Source organism: Vibrio sp. V04_P4A5T148, assembly GCF_963875605.1.
GTDB classification, from domain to species: Bacteria; Pseudomonadota; Gammaproteobacteria; order Enterobacterales; family Vibrionaceae; genus Vibrio; species Vibrio anguillarum.
This window is the reverse complement of the sequence record NZ_CAWNMS010000056.1, coordinates 1-21001: the sequence shown is the minus strand read 5'-3', so window position 1 is coordinate 21001 and position 21001 is coordinate 1. Positions and strand designations below refer to the sequence as shown.

At 44.5% G+C, this 21001-nt stretch carries 18 protein-coding genes and 1 tRNA gene; 10 read left to right on the top strand and 9 right to left on the bottom strand.

The window, feature by feature from the left end; translation table 11 throughout:
• Window positions 1–2: 2 nt before the first annotated feature.
• Genes napA through napF form a run of 3 tightly spaced genes read right to left on the bottom strand, consistent with a single transcriptional unit; the run spans window position 3 to window position 3291 of the window.
• Window positions 3–2492, bottom strand: coding sequence for a periplasmic nitrate reductase subunit alpha (napA, locus tag AACT18_RS11995; RefSeq protein ID WP_094125867.1), 2490 nt, complete (start codon window positions 2490–2492; stop codon window positions 3–5).
• Complete coding sequence (locus tag AACT18_RS11990) at window positions 2489–2794, bottom strand: chaperone NapD (protein ID WP_013868531.1); 306 nt, start codon at window positions 2792–2794, stop codon at window positions 2489–2491. The genes napA and AACT18_RS11990 overlap by 4 nt, the downstream gene beginning before the upstream one ends.
• A 2-nt stretch (window positions 2795–2796) precedes the next feature.
• Window positions 2797–3291: a ferredoxin-type protein NapF gene (gene napF, locus AACT18_RS11985; RefSeq protein WP_017045373.1), complete on the bottom strand. Its 495-nt coding sequence runs from the start codon at window positions 3289–3291 to the stop codon at window positions 2797–2799.
• A 215-nt stretch (window positions 3292–3506) separates the two neighbouring features.
• Between napF and narQ the strand changes: the two genes are divergently transcribed.
• Both narQ and AACT18_RS11975 read left to right on the top strand, forming a co-directional pair.
• Entirely contained in the window at window positions 3507–5231 is a 1725-nt protein-coding gene (gene narQ / locus AACT18_RS11980; protein ID WP_094125868.1) for a nitrate/nitrite two-component system sensor histidine kinase NarQ, read from the top strand.
• The gene (locus AACT18_RS11975; protein ID WP_013868534.1) at window positions 5218–5850 is read left to right on the top strand and encodes a response regulator; all 633 of its coding nucleotides are present in this window, start codon (window positions 5218–5220) and stop codon (window positions 5848–5850) included. Before narQ ends, AACT18_RS11975 begins: the two co-directional genes overlap by 14 nt.
• 66 nt (window positions 5851–5916) lie before the next feature.
• Here AACT18_RS11975 and dcuC read toward each other — a convergent pair whose 3' ends face one another.
• Together dcuC and AACT18_RS11965 are read right to left on the bottom strand one after the other, a co-directional pair.
• On the bottom strand, window positions 5917–7284 hold the full coding sequence (dcuC, locus tag AACT18_RS11970) for an anaerobic C4-dicarboxylate transporter DcuC (RefSeq protein WP_019281627.1): 1368 nt from the start codon (window positions 7282–7284) through the stop codon (window positions 5917–5919).
• A 297-nt stretch (window positions 7285–7581) separates the two neighbouring features.
• Entirely contained in the window at window positions 7582–8709 is a 1128-nt protein-coding gene (locus tag AACT18_RS11965) for an acyl-CoA desaturase (protein WP_094143181.1), read from the bottom strand.
• A 174-nt stretch (window positions 8710–8883) separates the two neighbouring features.
• Between AACT18_RS11965 and AACT18_RS11960 the strand changes: the two genes are divergently transcribed.
• Window positions 8884–9426: a GNAT family N-acetyltransferase gene (locus AACT18_RS11960; protein WP_013868537.1), complete on the top strand. Its 543-nt coding sequence runs from the start codon at window positions 8884–8886 to the stop codon at window positions 9424–9426.
• Between the two features lie 189 nt (window positions 9427–9615).
• Here the strand turns inward: AACT18_RS11960 and AACT18_RS11955 are convergent.
• Window positions 9616–9706 (bottom strand) — tRNA-Ser (locus AACT18_RS11955).
• 315 nt (window positions 9707–10021) lie between these two features.
• On the opposite strand from AACT18_RS11955, the gene AACT18_RS11950 reads away from it, so the two are divergent.
• Window positions 10022–10699: a MaoC family dehydratase gene (locus AACT18_RS11950; RefSeq protein WP_013868538.1), complete on the top strand. Its 678-nt coding sequence runs from the start codon at window positions 10022–10024 to the stop codon at window positions 10697–10699.
• Window positions 10700–10752: 53 nt separating this feature from the next.
• On the opposite strand, the gene AACT18_RS11945 is transcribed toward AACT18_RS11950, so the two are convergent.
• Window positions 10753–11574, bottom strand: coding sequence for a phosphate ABC transporter substrate-binding protein (locus AACT18_RS11945; RefSeq protein ID WP_026027798.1), 822 nt, complete (start codon window positions 11572–11574; stop codon window positions 10753–10755).
• Window positions 11575–11748: 174 nt separating this feature from the next.
• Between AACT18_RS11945 and AACT18_RS11940 the strand changes: the two genes are divergently transcribed.
• Window positions 11749–12099 (top strand): DUF3024 domain-containing protein, encoded by a 351-nt coding sequence (locus tag AACT18_RS11940; RefSeq protein ID WP_026027345.1) that lies wholly within the window; start codon window positions 11749–11751, stop codon window positions 12097–12099.
• Between the two features lie 61 nt (window positions 12100–12160).
• Here the strand turns inward: AACT18_RS11940 and rnb are convergent, their stop codons facing one another.
• Window positions 12161–14170 carry an exoribonuclease II gene (rnb, locus tag AACT18_RS11935; protein ID WP_094143598.1) on the bottom strand — a complete coding sequence of 670 codons (2010 nt, stop codon included), beginning with the start codon at window positions 14168–14170 and terminating at the stop codon, window positions 12161–12163.
• A gap of 362 nt (window positions 14171–14532) precedes the next feature.
• On the opposite strand from rnb, the gene AACT18_RS11930 reads away from it, so the two are divergent.
• The 5 genes from AACT18_RS11930 (at window position 14533) to rplT (ending at window position 19941) form a co-directional block, all read left to right on the top strand.
• Window positions 14533–16551 (top strand): DEAD/DEAH box helicase, encoded by a 2019-nt coding sequence (locus AACT18_RS11930; RefSeq protein WP_094144332.1) that lies wholly within the window; start codon window positions 14533–14535, stop codon window positions 16549–16551.
• Between the two features lie 213 nt (window positions 16552–16764).
• Window positions 16765–18693: a threonine--tRNA ligase gene (gene thrS / locus AACT18_RS11925; RefSeq protein WP_010319593.1), complete on the top strand. Its 1929-nt coding sequence runs from the start codon at window positions 16765–16767 to the stop codon at window positions 18691–18693.
• Between the two features lie 3 nt (window positions 18694–18696).
• Complete coding sequence (gene infC, locus AACT18_RS11920; RefSeq protein WP_080569453.1) at window positions 18697–19248, top strand: translation initiation factor IF-3; 552 nt, start codon at window positions 18697–18699, stop codon at window positions 19246–19248.
• A 103-nt stretch (window positions 19249–19351) separates the two neighbouring features.
• On the top strand, window positions 19352–19546 hold the full coding sequence (gene rpmI, locus AACT18_RS11915) for a 50S ribosomal protein L35 (RefSeq protein WP_010319591.1): 195 nt from the start codon (window positions 19352–19354) through the stop codon (window positions 19544–19546).
• 41 nt (window positions 19547–19587) lie between these two features.
• Complete coding sequence (gene rplT, locus AACT18_RS11910; RefSeq protein WP_010319590.1) at window positions 19588–19941, top strand: 50S ribosomal protein L20; 354 nt, start codon at window positions 19588–19590, stop codon at window positions 19939–19941.
• A gap of 62 nt (window positions 19942–20003) precedes the next feature.
• Here rplT and AACT18_RS11905 read toward each other — a convergent pair whose 3' ends face one another.
• Complete coding sequence (locus AACT18_RS11905) at window positions 20004–20966, bottom strand: integron integrase (RefSeq protein ID WP_094143193.1); 963 nt, start codon at window positions 20964–20966, stop codon at window positions 20004–20006.
• Window positions 20967–21001: the final 35 nt, after the last annotated feature.

The window sequence follows — 21001 nt, the reverse complement described above, 5'->3', positions numbered from 1 at the left end:
GCTTACGCTACTTTAGTGATTTTTACCGGACATTTTTTGAAGTCTGTCTGCTTCGACAGTGGGTCAGTGGCATCTAAAATCAGCTTGTTAATCAAAATGCGAGCATCAAAGAATGGGATAAAGACCAAACCATGCGGTGGACGATTTCGGCCGCGCGTTTCCACACGAACACGAACTTCGCCGCGTTTGTTGGAAATCAATACTTCATCACCACGTCGTAACCCACGCGCTTTGGCGTCATCTGGGTGGATGTAACAGAGCGCATCGGGTACGGCTTTATAAAGTTCAGGCACGCGCCGCGTCATAGTGCCGGTGTGCCAGTGTTCTAACACGCGGCCCGTACACAGCCACATATCAAATTCGGCATCAGGTGATTCCGGCGGAGCTTCATAAGGAGCGGAGATGATCCACGCTTTACCATCCGGTTTGCCGTAGAAATCCCAATCAGATCCTTTTTTCGCATAAGGGTCAGAGCCTTCTTTAAAGCGCCATAACGTTTCTTTGCCATCCACAACCGGCCAGCGTAAGCCGCGAACGTTATGATAAGTATCATAAGGCGCTAAGTCGTGGCCGTGACCGCGTCCGAAGCTGGCGTACTCTTCAAATAACCCTTTTTGTACATAGAAACCGAAGTGATGTGCGTCATCGTTCAGTTCACGCGCTTCTTCAAGCGGGAATTGATCAACCTGTCCGTTTCTGAACAGCACATCAAACAGGGTTTTACCGCGATATTGTGGCGCTTTGGCGAGCAATTCTTCTGGCCACACTTCTTCCATTTTGAAGCGTTTAGAGAACTCCATCACTTGCCATGAGTCTGATTTTGCTTCGCCCACAGTACCAACTTGTTGATACCAAGCTTGAGTGCGGCGTTCAGCATTGCCGTAAGCGCCTTCTTTTTCCACCCACATTGCGGTAGGGAGCACTAAGTCGGCCGCTTGCGCTGTGGCTGTTGGATACGGGTCAGACACGACGATAAAGTTTTCTGGGTTGCGGTAACCCGGTAAACGTTCTTCGTTAATATTCGGGCCTGCTTGCATGTTGTTATTACACTGCACCCAATAAGCGTTGAGTTTGCCATCTTTGAGCATTCGGTCTTGCTGTACCGCGTGAAAGCCCGGTTTTTCAGGAATGGTGCCTTGCGGAAGCTTCCATGTTTTTTCAGCAATCGCGCGATGTTTGGGGTTTGCCACCACCATGTCAGCAGGCAAGCGGTGAGAAAAGGTTCCGACTTCACGTGCTGTGCCGCAAGCGGATGGTTGGCCTGTTAATGAAAATGGACTGTTGCCAGGTGTGGCAATTTTGCCCGTCAGTAAGTGCAGGTTGTAGACCAAGCTTTGCATCCAAACACCGCGAGTGTGTTGGTTCATGCCCATAGTCCACAGTGACATCACTTTGGTGTTAGGGTCAGCGTACTGTTTTGCAAGCGCGATCAGTTTATCTTCGGCAACGCCTGACATTTGCGCGGCTTTTTCAACCGTATAAGGTGCAACAGAGGCTTTATAAGCTTCAAAGTCAATCGCAGTCACATCACCGGAGTTGGCATTTTTCGCTTTAACTTGCAGTGGGTGCTCGTCACGCAGACCGTAACCAATATCTGTTGTCGCTTGTTTGAAATGAGTGTGTTTGTTGACGAAATCCCAGTTCACCGCATTGTTTTGAATGATGTAGTTGGCGATGAAGTTGGCGATGGCAAGGTCACTTTGTGGGTGGAAAATGTAACCGTGATCGGCCAGTTCAAACGAACGATGATAATAAGTCGAAAGGACATTCACTTTAACGTGTGGGTGACTTAAACGGCGATCGGTAATACGAGTCCAAAGAACTGGGTGCATTTCAGCCATGTTTGAACCCCAAAGCACAAAGGCATCAGCGTGTTCAAAATCATCATAGCAGCCCATCGGTTCATCAATACCAAAGGTGCGCATAAATCCAACAACGGCTGAAGCCATGCAGTGGCGAGCGTTCGGATCAATGTTATTAGAGCGAAAGCCCGCTTTCATTAGTTTAACGGCGGCGTAACCTTCCATCACGGTCCATTGGCCTGAACCGAACATGCCAACACTGGTTGGCCCTTTCGCTTTTAGAGCTTGTTTCCACTTTTCAGCCATCACATCGAAAGCCTGATCCCACGAGACTGGCGTGAATTCTCCATCTTTATGATATTGGCCATCTTTCATGCGCAGCAGTGGCTGTGTTAAGCGATCTTTGCCATACATGATTTTTGAAAGGAAGTAGCCTTTAATACAGTTCAACCCTTTGTTGACAGGCGCTTCAGGGTCACCTTGTGTGGCAACCACTTTGCCGTTTTGAGTACCGATTAATACTGAACAGCCCGTACCGCAGAAACGACAAGGTGCTTTATCCCAAGTGATTTTTGTTTGGTCTGAGCTGGCAATCAAGTTTGTTGCGCTGGCGGGTAGAGTAATACCGGCGACAGCGGCTGCGGATGCGGCTGCGTTTGCTTTCACAAACGCGCGTCTTGTCATTTTCATACGTCATCCTCAATGTGGGAATGTTGTGTTCCAGTGTTGGTATCCGTGTCATCCAGCCCACTTTCTATTTGGTGATAAACCAAAGCGGTGCTGAGAACATGTGGTAAGTTGTTAATCGCATCGATGGTGTCAGTAACGAAGCCTTGATTTTCCGTTTCCAAAACGACGATCATTTTCCCTTCGTTGCTTTGGCCATACACTTCGGCGTTCTCAAACGATTCGATTGTCGCTTTGAGCGCTGCTAAATGTTCAGGTACGACGTGAACGATCAAACTTGAAATATGTACTTCATTGAGTGACATGTTTATCTCTCATTATTATTAATATTGCTCACACGGATGGCTGAGGTTGGACAGATGGAAACGCACGCACCACATCCGTTACAGGCATCAATATCGACATTCGGTTGCGCCACTTTTCCGATCACTAAATTGAACGTTATAGCGCTGACTTCACATGACTCAGCGCAGCTACGACACTCCACATTGCGTTTAGCCAAGCAGCTTTCTTCGAGCTTTGCTTTAGCCAGCCACGGTTGTGTTGAGCGCGGTGCGAAAATTGGCTCTGGGCAGCTCTGCGCGCACTGATAACAAAAGGTGCACTCATCAATATGAAAATCTATGGTTGGGAAGCCGCCATCACCTAAGGTGATGATCTTTGTTTCGCACGCGTCTAGGCAGCGGCCGCAGCGAGTGCACTCATCTGAAAAGGAGAGGGGGTGAGCAATCCAAGGCAAGCGGACAATGGTGTCATCGACCTGATTACGAGAAAAAAAACGCCTTTTCGAGAGATCAACCAAAGTGCATTCCTGTATTTGTTAACAAATCTTCATTTATCCATACACAAATTGTAGTTTTTGTCCTATTTCTATAAATACCCCCAAGGAGGTAATTGGCTAGTCATGTTGTTTTAGATCAATAAATTCAAGCGCGAGTGATCACATATTGAATGGCTTTAACGACAGCGGCGCCCAATCAGATACAATAGGCAAGGAGAGGTTCACGGAGAGATGTTTTGAGAAAACGATCCAAACAGTCGGTCACCAGCACCATTGCCAAAGCCATGGTGTCGATTTTACTGTTATCGGTTGCCATCACAGGCTACGCCATTTTTACACTCGCTTCCTCACTCAATGATGCGGAAGCGGTGAACGTGGCTGGTTCAATGCGTATGCAAAGCTATCGATTGGCACATGATATTCAAAGTAACTCGGTGGATTATTCATCTCACATTTATCTTTTTGAACGTTCGCTTTATTCACCCTCAATGAAAGCATTGCAGCGTTGGCCTGTGCCAAACGACATCACCAAAGATTATTATCAGTTGATCATTCGTTGGCACGAACTGAAAAGCTTGTTAAATAGCGAGAACAAAGACCGCTATCTTGATGAGGTAGCGAAATTTGTCAGCCAAATCGACCGTTTTGTCTTTAAGTTGCAGCACTTCTCAGAACAAAAGCTGATCCAACTGGCTTGGTTTGGCGGCATGGGGTTGGGTGGTGTGTTGTGTATCTCATTGTTTGTGGTGCATTTTATTCGTAAGGAAGTGGTGGGGCCATTGCGTTCGCTAGTGACCGCCAGTGAGCAGATCCAAAACCGTTCATTTGATGTATCGCTCAATGTCACCAGCCATAATGAAATGGGGATCTTAACCCGCACGTTTAATAAAATGGCCACCGATCTTGGTAAGTTGTACCTTGGTTTAGAGCAAGCGGTGAATGAGAAAACCCATAAGTTGCAAAATGCCAACCAAGCACTGCAAGTGTTGTATGACTGCTCGCAAGAGTTAACCGCGTCGCGCATTAGCCAAGATAATTTCCAAGCGATTTTGCAACACTTGGTCACCATTGAAGGGGTCACATTTGCCCAGTTAGAAATTGGTGATGACGCGGGTAAAAGTACGCGCTTATCCGAAGGTGAGAGCAATGGGTTCTCCCTTTCTCCGCTTTTACTGAGCTTAGATGGGATGCAACTGGGTTACTTGTATCTGCAATACAGCTTGCCTTGTCCAAATAGCGCCTTGATTGATAACTTCGTACAAATATTGTCGCGTGCCATTTATTATAATCAAGCACAGAAACAAGCCGAACAGTTGATCTTGATGGAAGAACGCGCCACCATCGCACGGGAACTGCATGATTCGTTGGCTCAATCGCTTTCGTATCTGAAGATACAAGTATCACTATTAAAACGCGTGATTGGCCGAGCAGAGACCCCGCACGCCGCAGAGAAAAAAGAGCAAATCATTTTAGATATTGATCAAGGTTTGTCGGGCGCTTACACCCAGTTAAGAGAGCTATTAACCACCTTTAGGCTAACGATTAAAGAAGGCAATTTTGGTCAAGCGCTCAAGGGCATGCTAGAGGAACTTGGCGAGCAAACTACGGCGGAGATAGTGCTTAATAATAATTTGTCATCGATTGATTTAGATGCGCATCAACAAGTGCATTTACTGCAATTGATCCGAGAAGCGACTATCAATGCTATCAAACATGCTCAAGCTAATGTTATTCAAGTCAACTGTGATGAATTAGATGATCAGGTGATGGTGACGGTCAAAGACGATGGAATTGGCTTTGATCAACAGCGTGTTAGGCTCAATCACTATGGATTAAGCATTATGCAAGAAAGAGCGGCGCGGCTGCATGGTGCAGTGTCAGTAACCTCCGCACCCAATGCTGGGTGTGAAGTTATATTGAAATATAAACGTTCAAAGGATACAAATTTTGACGAGATGTAGAGTAATGCTGGTAGATGACCATCCTTTGATGAGACGTGGTATCAACCAGCTATTGAGTTTTGAAGATGACTTTGAAGTGGTTGCTGAAGCTTGTAACGGCAGTGAAGCCATTGCTTTGGCGCATGACATCGAGCCGGATCTCATTCTGCTTGATTTGAATATGAAAGGCATGTCAGGGCTCGATACGTTAACAGCGCTTCGTGCGGATGAATCAACCGCTACCATTGTTATTTTAACCGTATCAGACAGTGCGCTCGATATTGAAGCTATGGTGAAAGCGGGGGCTGATGGCTACCTTCTTAAAGATACAGAACCAGATGAGCTGGTGGAACTGCTTAGACAGGCCGCGACGGGTGTAAAAGCGTACAGCGAGTTTGTTACTCAGTACCTCGCCGAACGTCATACGCATGAAGATCTTTTTGAGGCATTAACCGACCGTGAAACTCAGATTTTAAAAGAGGTCGCGAAAGGGTATCGGAATAAACAAATTGCGGATCGTCTGTTCATTTCTGAGTCGACAGTAAAGGTGCACATGAAGAGTTTACTGAAGAAGCTACGCGTCCCATCGCGCACGGCAGCAACGATTTTATACTTGGAACGCTATAGCGAGAGTAAATAACACCTATTTGGAAATAGCGGTTTGAAAAAAGGGCGTCCTGTTGAACGCCCTGATTGTTTGTCAATGTTATGCTGTCATCGGTACAAGGATTACTGTACCAATAATGACCGTGATTAAGCCGAGGATGACAGGAACGGAAGTGCGTTTTACCACTTCAAATGGACTGATTTGGCCCATACCAGCTGTTGCTACAACGACGCCTGATACTGGTGAAATGGTGCGCCCAAGGTTTGAAGCTTGCAGCATCGGGATAATGAGAAAGGCTGGGTTCACGCCCAATTTAGCCGCCAACGATGGCGCTAACTCAACAAAGGCGTAGAACGGAGCGTTGCCTGAACCCGTCGCAATAGCGGCTGCTACGGTAAGGCCTGTCAAAATCAGCATCAAGGCTATGCCGCCTGCGCCTGCGGTTTCTGCAAGATGAAGCAGGTTATCAATCGCTCCAATCGACATCAAACCTTGTGCGAATACGCCCGCAGCAACCAACAACATCACCACGCCTTTGAATGCTTCGGCCATGCCTGCGTAGCACGATTCTAGATCTTCTAACGTCTCTTTACCTTTAAAACGCTTCGTCACGAAGTCAACCAATGCACCGATGAAGATGGATCCGACAACAATGGTGTAAATATCAAGGCTCAAACCTTGAATGGTTTCTCCGTTGAATAAGAACACACCCACAATAGGTAAGAATGGAAGAGCCGCATAGTAAGCGGGTGCTTTCACTTCGATGGCGGAAACATCGATTTTTTCCATCGGTGTATTATCTTTCTTATCGAGATATTTGTTCCAGAAGAAGGCCGCGATCGCCATGACGATAATGGCGCAGATCGAAACAGGAAGAACCGTTTCCACGGCAAAAACGTGTAAAGGTAGGCCTGATTTTTCCGCCGCAATAACCACATCACCGGATGTCGGGGAAAGGATGATCGCAGCAGGAGATGCACATACCGCAACTGCGGCCGGACGAGAGATCCCCATCGCTACCATCATCGGAAATAAAGTGGCCATTAACAGCACGCCAAGACCCGTTGCTGAGCTCACCGCTAAAGACATCAAACACGCCACAATGTAAGCAGCAACCAGCAAGATATAAGGGGATGTAATAACCGAAAGAGGTTTAGAAAACTGTTTTACAACCACATTGTTGGCGCCGATGTGTGTCATGTACGAAGCAAAACCACACAGCAACATAATTTGCATGCCTAAACCGCCACCACTGTAACGCAACATGTATTTCACGAATTCGAGTGCATCCGTTACTGTGTTACCGGTTGAGGGTACTTTGGCTGGCAGCACTGAATAGCCAAGTGCGCCAGTTAATAGCAGTAAAACGATACCTGCGGTGAGTAACACACCGGCTGGCTTGTAACCTTTAACAATGAAATAACCCACCGCTACTGTTACCGCCAAGCCAATTAAAAGCTCTAGCATTTAAGTCTCCTGAAATTATGAACAATATTGCAAAAACGTGTATCAATTTATGACAAGGAATTTACCGAAAAGAATGCTGTAGCACGAGAGCAAGTTGAGCTTTAGATGATCTAAAACAATAAAATTATCAATTGATAACCTAGTTGAAAATTCTTTAACTTTGAATATGTTTTAGTCGTTCTAACTATTCATTTAGCAAATATGCGGCTAGAAGTTCTGTTAGAGGGGAGAATAATTTAAGCTAAGAAAAATGAAGCCATTTAAGGCATGGCTTCATCAAATCTGTAAAGTATGAATTTAGGAGTACTGACGCACAATGAGCTGCCAATTGGATTTTTGTAGTGCTAATTGTTGCTTCACTTGTCGATAGCGCAGCATCAATAGGGAGTGTTCATATCTACGAACAATATTGTTTTTTTTACTTTCGATCAGCTGTTTCTTTAATTCATAATACTCTTGCAACTGCATGACTAAAGCGTCAAATTCACGTTGTATGCTGGCCATAACGAGTTGCTGATTGGGCAACGCGGCGATCTGTTTTTGCGCATGGCTTAATGCCATTAACGCTTTCGCTTTTTCTACCTTAAGGGGAGGAGAAGTGCGCAGTTTACCAGCCAACCCAAGCCACGAACACAGCTTGATCAGCCATTTTGTTGGGTCGTATTGCCACCAATAAATCCCATTACGATAATCGTTTTCAAAAATATGGTGATAATTGTGGTAGCCCTCGCCAAAAGTGAAGAAAGCCAAAATACCGTTATCGCGGGCCGTATTTTTATCAGTATAAGGCTGGCTACCCCATATATGAGCCAGCGAATTGATGAAAAATGTCGTGTGATGATTGAGCACTAAACGCAACGCACCCACGATCAGTAACATGCCCAGTATATCGTGATAAATAAAACCAAGGATCAGAGGAACGCCCAAGTTCATTGCGAGTGCCAAAGGTACATAATATTTATGCTGCCACATGACGATCTTATCTTTTTGCAGGTCACGGCAGTTGGAGTAGTCATCGTACGTGGTTTTATTGTAGTGACGCAGCATCCAACCTATGTGTGAAAACCAGAATCCACGTTTGGCTGAATAAGGATCTTTGTCATTATTGTCTACATGCTTGTGATGAACTCGGTGATCAGAAGACCAATGTAGCGCACTGTTTTGCAGTGCAAACGCCCCACCTAATGCAAACAATAATCTCAGTGCCCAATGTGCTTCATAGGCTTTATGTGACCATAAACGGTGATATCCCGCGGTAATGGAAAGGTTGCAAAAGGAAAAACAAATCATCAGCCAAAGCCAATGCTCCATGCCGTAGCCAAATTGCCATCCATACAAAGGGGCTGCAATCGTCGCTAAGCCCAAGCTGAAGCTAAAAATGACGATGTTTATCCAGATAAGTGGTGGTTTTGATGCCGATTCCATGATTAAAATCCTTGAGCTTACAGTTGTTCGCTAGAATATCAGCGAACAACTGTAAGTCAAAGAGGTTTAATGATTCTTTTAAGGGATTGTGACTAGTATATTTTGCTTTTCTATTTGAACCGAATAGTATGAAAGACGATGTTAATCCTTACAGGAAGTAATAAGGACTAGAATATGGAAATAAAAGCAGCTGAATATTGCGATTTTGAAAGAATTGCTCAGCTACACGCTCAAAGTTGGCGAACTCACTACCAAGGCATATTAGGCAAAGAGTACCTTGATAACGACGTTCTAGAAGATCGTTTACTGATTTGGCAAACTCGCTTAATCAATCCACCATTTAATCAACATGTCCTACTGATTGAAGAGGGGGGGCTGCTGTGTGGGTTTATCTGCGCCTTTGGTAACCACGATTTTGACAAAGGCAGCATTATCGAGTCTCTGCACATTGATGAAAATTATCGAGGAAGGGGGATTGGTCGCCAGTTGATTCAAGAGATGGCGGCATGGTTTGAGCAGTATTTCCCTAATAGCGGTGTGTATTTGGAAGTGATGGCAGACAATAAGCAAGCCATCGAATTTTACGACTACTTAGCTGGTCGACCTAAAGGAGAGCGTTTATGGCGGTCTCCGTGTGGGCAAGATATTAAAGAGTGGGTTTATACCTGGACTAGCCCAACAGATTTGCTGGCTTCGGTCTCTTCTACGGTTGATTGAAACGCATAGTGCGCGGGCTATGTCTTCTTACCTATCGGTATTCGTGTGATTCGTTCTTGATGTATTGAGGAAGAGGCGATGACCAAACATGATTGCATCTTCCAGACACATGAGTTTTTAATCATCTAAAGTTTCCAAATGCTATAAATAGAAAAAGCCTCTGATAATCAAAGGCTTTTTCTTGATATTTGGCGGAGAGATAGGGATTTGAACCCTAGGATAGCTATTAACCATCGCCGGTTTTCAAGACCGGTGCTTTAAACCACTCAGCCATCTCTCCGTGTGGTGCGCATAATAGATAGCCACCATAATATTGTAAAGCAATAAATTGAGTCATCGACTCGGTTTGGCTAACCGCAATAACGTTTTCAGTTACAGTAAAGCGCTGTTTTTACCGCTTCCCTTGATTTTATGAGCTATATACTCTACACCCTAGTTATCTAATAAAATGGTGTTTTATTTTTATTTGATTGATTTATATGTAATTTGTGTGTTTCAGGGAACGGTTGTACGCTCGAAAGTGTTTGCAGCTAAGTGTGAAGTACTTCAAAATTAACTCAATCCAAGGGCATTCTAACTAATCACCGAGGTTTAGATGAAAGTCGAGAATCTTTTTAAGCATCGTGGCGATTCAATGAACAAGTACTCCTCTGAGCTTATGCAGTGGGTATCACCTTCAGTACGTGAGTACTGGGGCGAGCTTCTACATAAAACAAACAGTCGCCAGTTGTTTTCTTGGGTTAGAGATTTTCACCAACCAGCAGTGAATGAAGATGCTCCTATTGCCGAACCCTTGATACTCAAACCTGAAGCGCAACGTCTGTATAAACAGCTCCAGACTCAGATTGGTGAAGTCATTCATACAGGTAAATGGCTGGTGGTTGATCAAGAGCGCATTAACCAGTTTGGTCAAGTAACTGAGGATATGCAGTGGATTCATACCGACCCTCAAAAAGCGGAAGTTGATTCTCCATTTAGGACCACAATTGCGCACGGCTTTTTGACCTTGGCCTTGTTACCTAAATTGACGGATAGCGTTGATCCTGACAAACCAATATTTCCGACCGCAAAAATGGTGGTGAATATCGGTTTAAATGAAGTTCGTTTCCCATATCCAGTGAAATCAGGAAACAGAGTAAGAGCCATTAGTACTCTATTGAAAGTTACGCCAATCAAAAAAGGTTTGGAGATCGAGAGAGAAATTAAAGTGGAGATTGAAGGTATTCGTCGCCCAGGCTGTGTCGTGGTTTCAGTAATCCAACTCCATTTTTAACTTTAGAAAAATGACATGGAAATAGGAGAGTCGATCACTCTCCTTTTTTGTATTTATTTGTTTTTCAAAGGAATATAACCATATTCTTCTATGCGAGCCTTTGCCTCCGCTGACTTTAAAGAAGCAATGAAAGCTTGAGTCTCTTTAGTGATTTTTTCAGGGTAATAGACCACTAAAAATGGCATAGAAAGTTTATATTCATGAGTGACAATATTTTTTGCAGTGGCTTCTACTCCCTCAAATTTTATCGCTTTAATCGATTTATCTACCGATCCCGTAGAGATGAAACCGATCGCTTGAGGGTTATGGTTAATCAGTGTTTTAACCATACTATTGCTATTGACCACTAAGTTATTGGAACTGATGTCTGACACTAAGCGATCATTAATCACACGAGTCAGGCCTAATAAGCTTTCAAAGCTATAGCGGGAACCTGATGATGCTTCTCTGGTCACAACTGCGATTTTTTGATCAGCACCACCGACTTGTTTCCAGTTGGTTATTTTCCCTTTATAAATATCAAATAACTGCTCACGAGTCAGATTTTCAATACTGTTTAAGCGATTGATTACAACAGCCAACCCATCATAGGCAATCGGCAAGGTGCTCATCGTCTCATCTTGCTCACTTTCTGTGAGGTAGCGCGAGCTCATGGCGATATCTGCGACACCTTTTTTCAGTAATGTGATGCCAGCACTCGAACCTACGGCTTGAACCGCGATATAAGTTTCAGGGTGTGCGGTATTGTAGTCCTCGGCGAATACTTCCATGATCCTAGCGACCGAGGTCGAGCCAGAAATATTAACTTCACTTGCGAAGGCAAACTGGGTATGTAGCAAAGTTGAAAGCAGTGTAGCAAGCGCGACTCGAAACATAGTGGCTCCAATATGGTTATTTAGAAAAATTGAGCCACCATAATATGTCGTATAGATGACACTTTTGTGAACCACAAAGGTAAGTGGTTTGTAGCCTTACGGTTTTTCATATCAGAGATAAGCGAAGTCAGCTATAGTCGAGATGTCAGGAAGCCGTGTTTGAGCGAGGGTAAAATGGCGGTAGTGAATTTGTTGCAACGTCAACTAGAACGAAGAGCAGAGCTTGTTTGCCATAATCGTAACCAAAGTGTGTCTGTTGAATTAGGCAAATCCTGTTTTGAGCCGATCGTTAACGGTGTGCACTTCATCAAACACCATTACAAATTAGATTCAACGCATTGCGACTATTCAAGTATCGTGGCGAAAGTGATTTGGGAAGAAGCTAAATGGGCGCTGTATATTCCTAATACGGATCCCGATAAAGAAATTGAAGATTGGTTGCCGTATCCTTTTCTCCCTAAAACAACGGATTTGACGGCGTTGATCCGCGAAATTGAAAAAGATCCTAAATCTTACTTTTGGTGATCAATAAGCAATAAAAAGGCACTCCGAAGAATGCCTGATAGAAATGTCTATGCTGCTAAAATCACTCCCCTTGGGTAGTGGTATTAGCTTCTGAAGGTATAGGTAACGGTTCGAAAACCTGAGTCGGTTTTGCAATCAGATTGCGGTTTTCCATATTCACTTCTGCGAGCACGACTTCGAGCGTATCACCGAGCTTAAAGACGACCTCTTTATCGACAAGCAGCGTTCCACTTTCCGCATTACATTCAATACGTTCTTTGTTGTCTAAGATTAAAGAACCAGGAATGAATGCGGCAGCGCCATTTTCCAAAAGACGTACGCGCATGCCAGCGCGATTGATATCAAAAATTTCAGCCGTAAAACGGGTGCCTTTGCTCGGTTCGTTTACTAGCGTTCTAGCATAGAGCCAGTCGCCTACGTTACGTTCGGCCATTTTGTGGTGTTTGCGGTGTAGTGCCAACTCTTCACCAACGGTTTCATCCGGTGTTTGTACGGGCTCTTTGTTTAAAATATGTGCTTTCAACATACGATGGTTGATCATATCGCCATATTTACGGATAGGAGAAGTCCAAGTGGCATAGATATCCAAACCCATTGCGTAATGCGGAAGAGGTTGGTTTCCTATTTCACTGTAAGCTTGATACTTACGGATACGATTATCCAGATAGCGGGTCTCTTGCTTACATAACCAGCGACGTAAAGAGGCAAAGCCTTCTAGAGTCGCTAAGTTATCGGCAGTGTATTCAAGCTCACCCGTTGGGTTGACTAATTCGACAACATCGGCAATTTTTTCGGGTTTGAACCCCGCGTGCGTATTGAACACGCCTTGGCCAAAATGCGCTTTGAGCGTTTTTCCCGCACAGATATTAGCGGTTATCATCGCTTCCTCAACAAGACGGTTAGCACTACGGCGAAGATCCGCATGAATTGCCACAACGTCATTGTCTTCACTCAGTTCGAATCGATAATCAGGGTGATCAGGAAACACGACCGCGTATGTTTCGCGCCATTGTGCGCGCGCTAATGAAAAATCATACAAATCACGCACAACGGAAGCGATTTGGTCACTTGGTTGCCAATCGGTAGAAGTGCCCGTTTCTAACCAATCTGATACATGATCATAAACCAATCGAGCGTGCGATTTAATGTTGGCCGCAAAAAAGGTAATGTTATCGCCAATCACACCTTCTTTAGTCACTGTTACGGTACAGCAAAGGGCAGGGCGAACTTCATTTTCCATCAACGAACACAAATCATCGGCTAAATCACGTGGCAACATTGGGATATTGCGGCCAGGGAGATAAATAGTGAAACCCCGCTCACGCGCGACACTGTCCATCTCGTCATCTGGCGTGATGTATGCGGTTGGGTCTGCAATGGCAATGGTTAATGTGAAGTCACCGTTATCGGTTCTTTGGGCGAACAGTGCATCATCCATATCTTTAGTTGATGCCCCATCGATGGTCACGAAAGGAAGGTGGGTCATATCGATGCGTTGTAGGTCGGCATCATCTTTGAGCTGCCAATGTTCAATACCAGTCGGCTCACTGTTAGGCAGGTCATTTTCAGCTAAAGTCACCCACCAAGGCGCAATCTTATCGTTGGCATCCGTAATTTTATGGGTGATTTCAACCATAAAGCCGCTATCGTCTTTCAGTGGATGGTTAATAAGCTGTGCAACAACCCAATCACCTTCAGATAAATGTTCAGGGTTTAATCCTTTTTGCACCTTGGCTTTCAGCGATTGCCTTTTTAGTTGCGGGTTATCGGGCGTGACATTCAGCTTACCTTTGTACAGCTTTACACGGCCAATGAAGCGAGTTAATGAAGGCTCAAGCAGCTCTTGAGGCTCAGCCACTTCTTTCTCATTCTCAGTGCGAATGATGGCCACCACTTTATCTCCGTGTAGGCATTTCTTCATATATGGAGGCGGAATAAAGAAGCTGTTCTTACTGTCAACTTCTAAAAAGCCGAAGCCTTTTTCAGTGGCTTTTATCGTGCCTTCTTTCTTAGGCAAGTTCTCTTGGATTTGTTGCTTGAGTTGAGCAAGGAGCGGATTATCTTGAAACATGTTTCTTTTTCTAACAAATGCGATTGGGCACACTATAATCATTGAGCGGGATGATTACTACCGAAAGCGTTATTTTTGCTAGTCTGCTTTAACAGTGCGCTGTAAATGCAGCTTCTGTGTTCGTTTTGGGTGAATTAATGAGCTTAATGGTCATTTATGACGAATTTTTGTGATGTAATTCAATTTTTACTAGCTTTTTTTATGCTTTTAGGGAATAATCCGCGTCCCTTATATGTCCCTAGCGGCTTGATGCGTTTTAAGACTTATCCGCATCTGAACGGAACTCAGCTCTTTTTAATGGATCGGTATTGGAATTGGTAGAGCACGTGGGACCTTTTGTTAATTAATCTAGTGGGATCTCCATGCAAGACTCTGTAATTCAATTTAGTGAATTAGCCCTAAACGACTCAATCCTTTCTGCTCTAAATGAAATGGGTTTCGTTTCTCCAACTCCTATCCAAGCTGCTGCTATTCCATTTCTTCTTGAAGGAAGAGATGCGCTAGGTAAAGCACAAACAGGTACAGGTAAAACGGCTGCGTTTTCTCTACCTCTACTGAACAAATTAAACCTTTCTCAACACAAGCCACAAGCAATTGTGATGGCACCAACTCGTGAACTTGCTATCCAAGTTGCGGCAGAAATCAAAAACCTTGGCCAAAAGATTCAAGGCCTTAAAGTACTTGAGATCTATGGCGGTGCTTCTATTGTTGACCAAATGCGCGCTCTGAAAAATGGTGCTCATATTGTGGTTGGCACACCTGGTCGTGTAAAAGATTTGATCACTCGTGATCGCCTTCATTTAGACGAATGTCATACCTTCGTTCTTGATGAAGCTGACGAAATGCTCAAAATGGGCTTCGTTGATGACGTAACTTGGATAATGGAACAAGCACCTGGCACCGCTCAACGCGTGCTGTTCTCTGCGACTATGCCTCCTATGGTGAAGACGATTGTTGACCGTTACCTACGTGATCCTGCTCGTGTGGACGTAGCAGGTTCAAACCAAACTGTTGCGAAAGTAGAGCAGCAATATTGGGTTGTTAAAGGTGTTGAAAAAGATGAAGCGATGGCTCGTCTTCTTGAAACAGAAGAAACCGATGCGTCAATCGTCTTTGTACGTACTCGTCAAGACACCGAGCGTTTAGCTGATTGGTTATTATCTCGTGGCTTTAAAGCGGCAGCGCTTCATGGTGATATTCCGCAATCACTGCGTGAGCGCACGGTTGATCATATCAAACAGGGTGTAATCGACATTCTTGTTGCGACAGACGTTGTTGCTCGTGGTCTTGATGTTCCACGTATTACACACGTGTTCAACTATGATATCCCATTCGATGTAGAATCATACATCCACCGTATTGGCCGTACTGGCCGTGCTGGACGCAAAGGTAAAGCGATCCTTCTAGTTCGCACGAACCAAATTCGTATGTTGCGTACGATTGAGCGCGTAACTCGTTCTCAAATGGAAGAGATTCAACTTCCAATGCGTGACAAAGTTGCTGAAGCTCGTCTCATCAAACTGGGTGCAGAGCTAGAAGCTGACAAAGGTCATACTGCTTTAGACAAATTTGTTGAGCTCATTGAAAAACTTCAACAAAGCCTAGAGATTGATGCCACAACACTGGCGGCCATTTTACTGAAGCGCCAACAAGGCAATCGTCCACTATTCTATGTCGGCCCAGATCCAATGGTCGACGCGATCGAGCGTGAAAAATCACGTCGTCGTGATCGTAAAGAGGGTAGTGAGCGTGGTGAACGTCGTGAAGGCGGTCGCGATAGCCGTGATGGACGCGAAGGTCGCCGCGAATATGGTACTGCGAGCAATGACTGGGATACTTATCAGTTACAAGTCGGCCGTGAGCAAGGCGTGCAAGTGAAAGACATCGTTGGTGCTTTAGCTAATGAACTTGGTTTAACCAAAGGTTCAATTGGTGCAATTAAACTTGCTCAAGGCCATACATTCGTACAGCTTCCTAAATCAATGTCTTCAGATGTTGAAGGCAAATTGCGTAAACTGCGTATTCGCCAAAAAGAAGTCGGTGCCGTTGTATGTGACTTTGATGACTTCCGCGAGTCTCGTGGTCGTCGTGAAGGTGGTAACGGTGGTGGTGCCCGTCGTGAAGGCGGAAACGGTGGCTTCCGTAATCGTGAAGGCGCTGCTCCTGCGGCTGGCGCAGGTCGTGGTGGCCGTGAAGGTGGCTTCCGTGGCAACCGTGACGGTGCAGCGGCGACTGGTCGTGATGGTGAGCGTCGTTTTGACCGCAACCGTGGTGGCGACCATCGTGGTAACTTCCGTGGTGAACGTGGTCACGGCAATGCTAGTGCTAATGCCAATGCCAATGCGGGTACGTTAAGTCGTCCTCGTCGCGCTGAAGCATAATCAATTATTGAAACTCCAAAGCCCGTGATATTTATCATGGGCTTTTTCTTTTGATTTATATAATTCGATCTTTGCATTTCTAGCGTGAGCTAGTTAAAATCTTCACTTCATTGAAGTTCCGGTATTCGTGTTACCGAGTGAGCTTCGATGGGTTATTTTCAATCAAACTCAACACGTGTTGCTTGGTATGCAACACCACTGTAAGGATTATACATGCCTATTATTACTCTTCCTGACGGCAGTCAACGTCATTTTGAACACCCTGTATCGACAATGGAAGTTGCAGCTTCTATCGGCCCTGGTCTTGCAAAAGCAACGATCGCAGGCCGTGTCGATGGTGTGCGCGTCGATGCGTGCGATCTTATCGAAAATGATGCTAGCCTTGAAATTATAACGACAAAAGATGAAGTTGATGGTTTAGAGATCGTACGCCACTCTTGTGCGCACTTACTTGGCCATGCATTAAAGCAACTTTATCCACAAGCCAAAATGGCGATTGGTCCGACGATCGACAGCGGCTTCTACTATGATATCGATCTTGAGCAATCACTCACGCAAGATGATTTAGAGCAAATCGAAAAGCGCATGAAAGAGCTTGCCAAGACAAAATATCAAGTTGTCAAAAAGAAAGTCAGTTGGCAGGAAGCCCGTGATGCTTTTGAGGCTCGCGGTGAAACATACAAGATGGAAATCTTGGATCAGAACGTGGCTCGTGATGACAGACCGGGTCTATACCATCATGAAGAATACATTGACATGTGTCGTGGCCCTCACGTACCTAACATGAGCTTCTGCCAACACTTTACCCTGCTTAGCATTGCTGGCGCGTACTGGCGTGGTAACAGTGATAACAAGATGCTACAGCGCATCTATGGTACGGCATTCCATGACAAGAAAGCACTTCAAGCCCATTTAACGCGTTTAGAAGAAGCGGCTAAACGTGATCATCGTAAAATTGGTAAGCAGCTCGATCTATTCCATATGCAGCAAGAAGCTCCAGGGATGGTATTCTGGCACCATAACGGTTGGTCTATATTCCGTGATCTTGAAGTGTTCATTCGCCAAAAACTCAGTGAGTACGATTACCAAGAAGTAAAAGGTCCATTAATGATGGACCGAGTTCTATGGGAGCGTTCTGGTCACTGGGATAAATATGCGGATGCCATGTTCACGACGTCATCTGAAAATCGTGAATATGCAATTAAACCGATGAACTGCCCAGGCCACGTTCAAATATTTAATCAAGGTTTGAAATCATACCGTGATCTGCCATTGCGTATGGCTGAGTTTGGATCTTGCCACCGCAATGAACCATCAGGTTCATTACATGGTATTATGCGTGTTCGTGGCTTTACTCAAGATGACGCCCATATTTTCTGTACCGAAGATCAAATTCAACAAGAAGTGACATCTTGTATCAAGATGGTCTACGACACCTACACGACGTTCGGTTTTGATAACATCGTTGTTAAACTGTCTACACGCCCAGAAAAACGTGTTGGTAGTGATGAAATTTGGGATAAATCGGAAGAAGCATTAAAGCTTTCACTGCAGGCAATGGATATCCCATTTGAAATTCAAGAAGGTGAAGGCGCATTCTACGGCCCTAAAATTGAATTTACTTTGCATGATTGCTTAGATCGTGCGTGGCAATGTGGTACAGTGCAGCTGGATTTCAATTTACCAGCTCGTTTAGGCGCGACATATGTTGGCGAAAGTAACGAGCGTCTTGTTCCGGTTATGATTCACCGTGCAATTTTGGGTTCACTTGAGCGCTTTATCGGTATTCTTATCGAAGAGTATGCAGGTTTCTTCCCTACGTGGTTAGCGCCGGAACAAGCGGTAATTATGAACATTACTGATAAACAGTCAGTTTACGCTCAGGAAGTAGCACAAAAACTACAAAAATGTGGAATTAGAGCCAAAGCAGACTTGAGAAATGAGAAGATTGGCTTTAAAATCCGCGAACACACTTTAAAGCGTGTACCGTATATGCTTGTTTGTGGTGACCAAGAGATGGAAGCCGGAGAGATCGCAGTACGTACCCGCAGGGGCAAGGACTTAGGTAAATTTAAATTGGATGACTTTATTGCGTATATCCAAGCCGAAGTTTCTAGCCGTAAGCTCAATCTGGAGGAATAAACTATTAAAGGCGGAAGACGTGGCCAACAGCCGGCCAAACCAAACCAGCACCGTTTAAACGGTGAAATTCGTGGCGTTCGTGAAGTTCGTTTAACTGGCGCAGATGGTGAATCCGTTGGTGTTGTATCAATCAACGAAGCATTAGAAGCTGCTGTAGAAGCTGGTATGGATCTTGTAGAGATCAGCCCTAACGCCGAGCCACCAGTTTGTCGTGTGATGGACTATGGCAAGTTCCTCTTTGAAAAGAGCAAGACTGCTAAAGAGCAGAAGAAGAAGCAAAAACAGATCCAGATTAAGGAAATTAAATTCCGTCCTGGGACTGATATTGGAGACTATCAGGTAAAACTACGCAACCTGACCCGTTTCCTAGAAGAAGGCAACAAAGTGAAAGTTACTATTCGCTTCCGTGGCCGTGAGATGGCGCACCAAGACATCGGTGTCGATGTTCTTCATCGTTTGAAAGAGGATACTGCTGAAATTGCAGTAGTTGAGTCTTTCCCGAGTCGAATTGAAGCACGCCAGATGATCATGATGCTTGCCCCTAAAAAGAAGTAATTAACGGCTTACAAGTAATGAGACCTCGCCGTTGAAAGACGGTGGGGTGTTATTCGCCCTAATTACATGTTATTTAAACTACTACAATGCGGAGTTATTCATCATGCCTAAGATGAAAACCAACAAAGGTGCAGCTAAGCGTTTTAAGAAAACTGCTGGCGGTATTAAATTTAAGCACGCTACAAAACGTCATATCCTGACTAAGCGTACTACTAAGAACAAGCGTCAACTACGCCCTAACTCAATCCTTCCAAAATGTGAAGTGGCTGGTGTTATGCGCATGTTGCCATACGCTTAATTCTTTTTAGTTTATTTATCGTTTAGTTTAGGAGAAGCATAATGCCTCGCGTAAAACGTGGTGTACAAGCTCGTGCACGTCATAAGAAAGTTCTAAAACAAGCTAAAGGTTACTACGGAGCACGTTCACGTGTTTACCGCGTAGCTTTCCAAGCTGTAACCAAAGCTGGTCAATACGCTTACCGTGACCGTCGCACTAAAAAGCGTCAGTTCCGTCAGCTATGGATTGCGCGTATTAACGCAGCATCTCGTCAAAATGGTCTATCTTACAGCCGTTTCATTAACGGTCTTAAGAAAGCATCTATTGAGATCGATCGTAAGATCCTTGCTGATATCGCGGTATTCGACAAAGCTGCATTTGCAGTGCTTGTTGAAAAAGCAAAAACTGCTCTTTAATTTAGCAGTGAAGGTTTAAAGAAAAGGAGGGCAAGTATGCTCTCCTTTTTTATTGCGCTTATTTATAAGCGCGACAGTGGGCTTAATACACCGCTGGCGCCTCTATCCAGTACGTGAGTGTAAATCTGAGTTGTCTTTACATCACTATGCCCTAATTGTTCTTGTACTGTTCTAATGTCCGCTCCCGCTTCTAGCAAGTGTGTCGCAAAGCTATGCCTTAGCGTATGGCATGAAACTGACTTTTGTATCTCAGCATCATGAGCGGTTTTCCGAACTGCTCGCTGCAATGCCGACTCATTAATATGGTGCCTTCGTTTCAACCCACTATTCTCATCTAAGGTAAGTAAATTAGATGGAAACAAGTAGTGCCAATTAAACTCATAAGGAGCTGAAGGATATTTTTCTCTCAACGCATTGGGTAACCAGACTCCTCCATAACCTTTGGTTTGCATATCTTTATCATAGTAACGCTTAGCTAATGCTTGTTGCTCAGCTAGCTGTGGATAAAGCTCCTTAGCAAGTGTGACGGTGCGGTTTTTTCCTCCTTTCCCTTGCCATACCCGAACCGCACCATAATCTAAATCAATGTCCTGTATTCGGAGTCTGATACATTCCATCAGCCGCAGCCCTGATCCGTATAAGAGCATAATTTGCAATTGATATCGTGGCTCAATATGTTCTAAAAACCGCTTAATTTCAGTTCTTGTCATCACTACTGGTAATTTTTGGGCAAGTTGAGATTTCTTGAAATTCATGCTAATTGATAGCGGTTCTTTAATGATTTCACGGTACAGAAAATGGAGAGAGTTAAGCGCCAACGCTTGTGTTTTAGCGGCTACTTTCCCATTAACAGCTAAGTCAGTTAAAAACATCTCAACTTCTTTACTACCCATTCTCATTGGATGTGTTTTGTTATTGAAGTAGATGAATCTCGTTATCCAGTGCAAATATGCCTCTATAGTTTTCTTTGCATAGTGTCGCGCTTGCATATACTCTTTAATGCTTAAAATAAATTGTGATTTCATATTTTTCCAATAAAACTGCCTGTTTTTATATACAG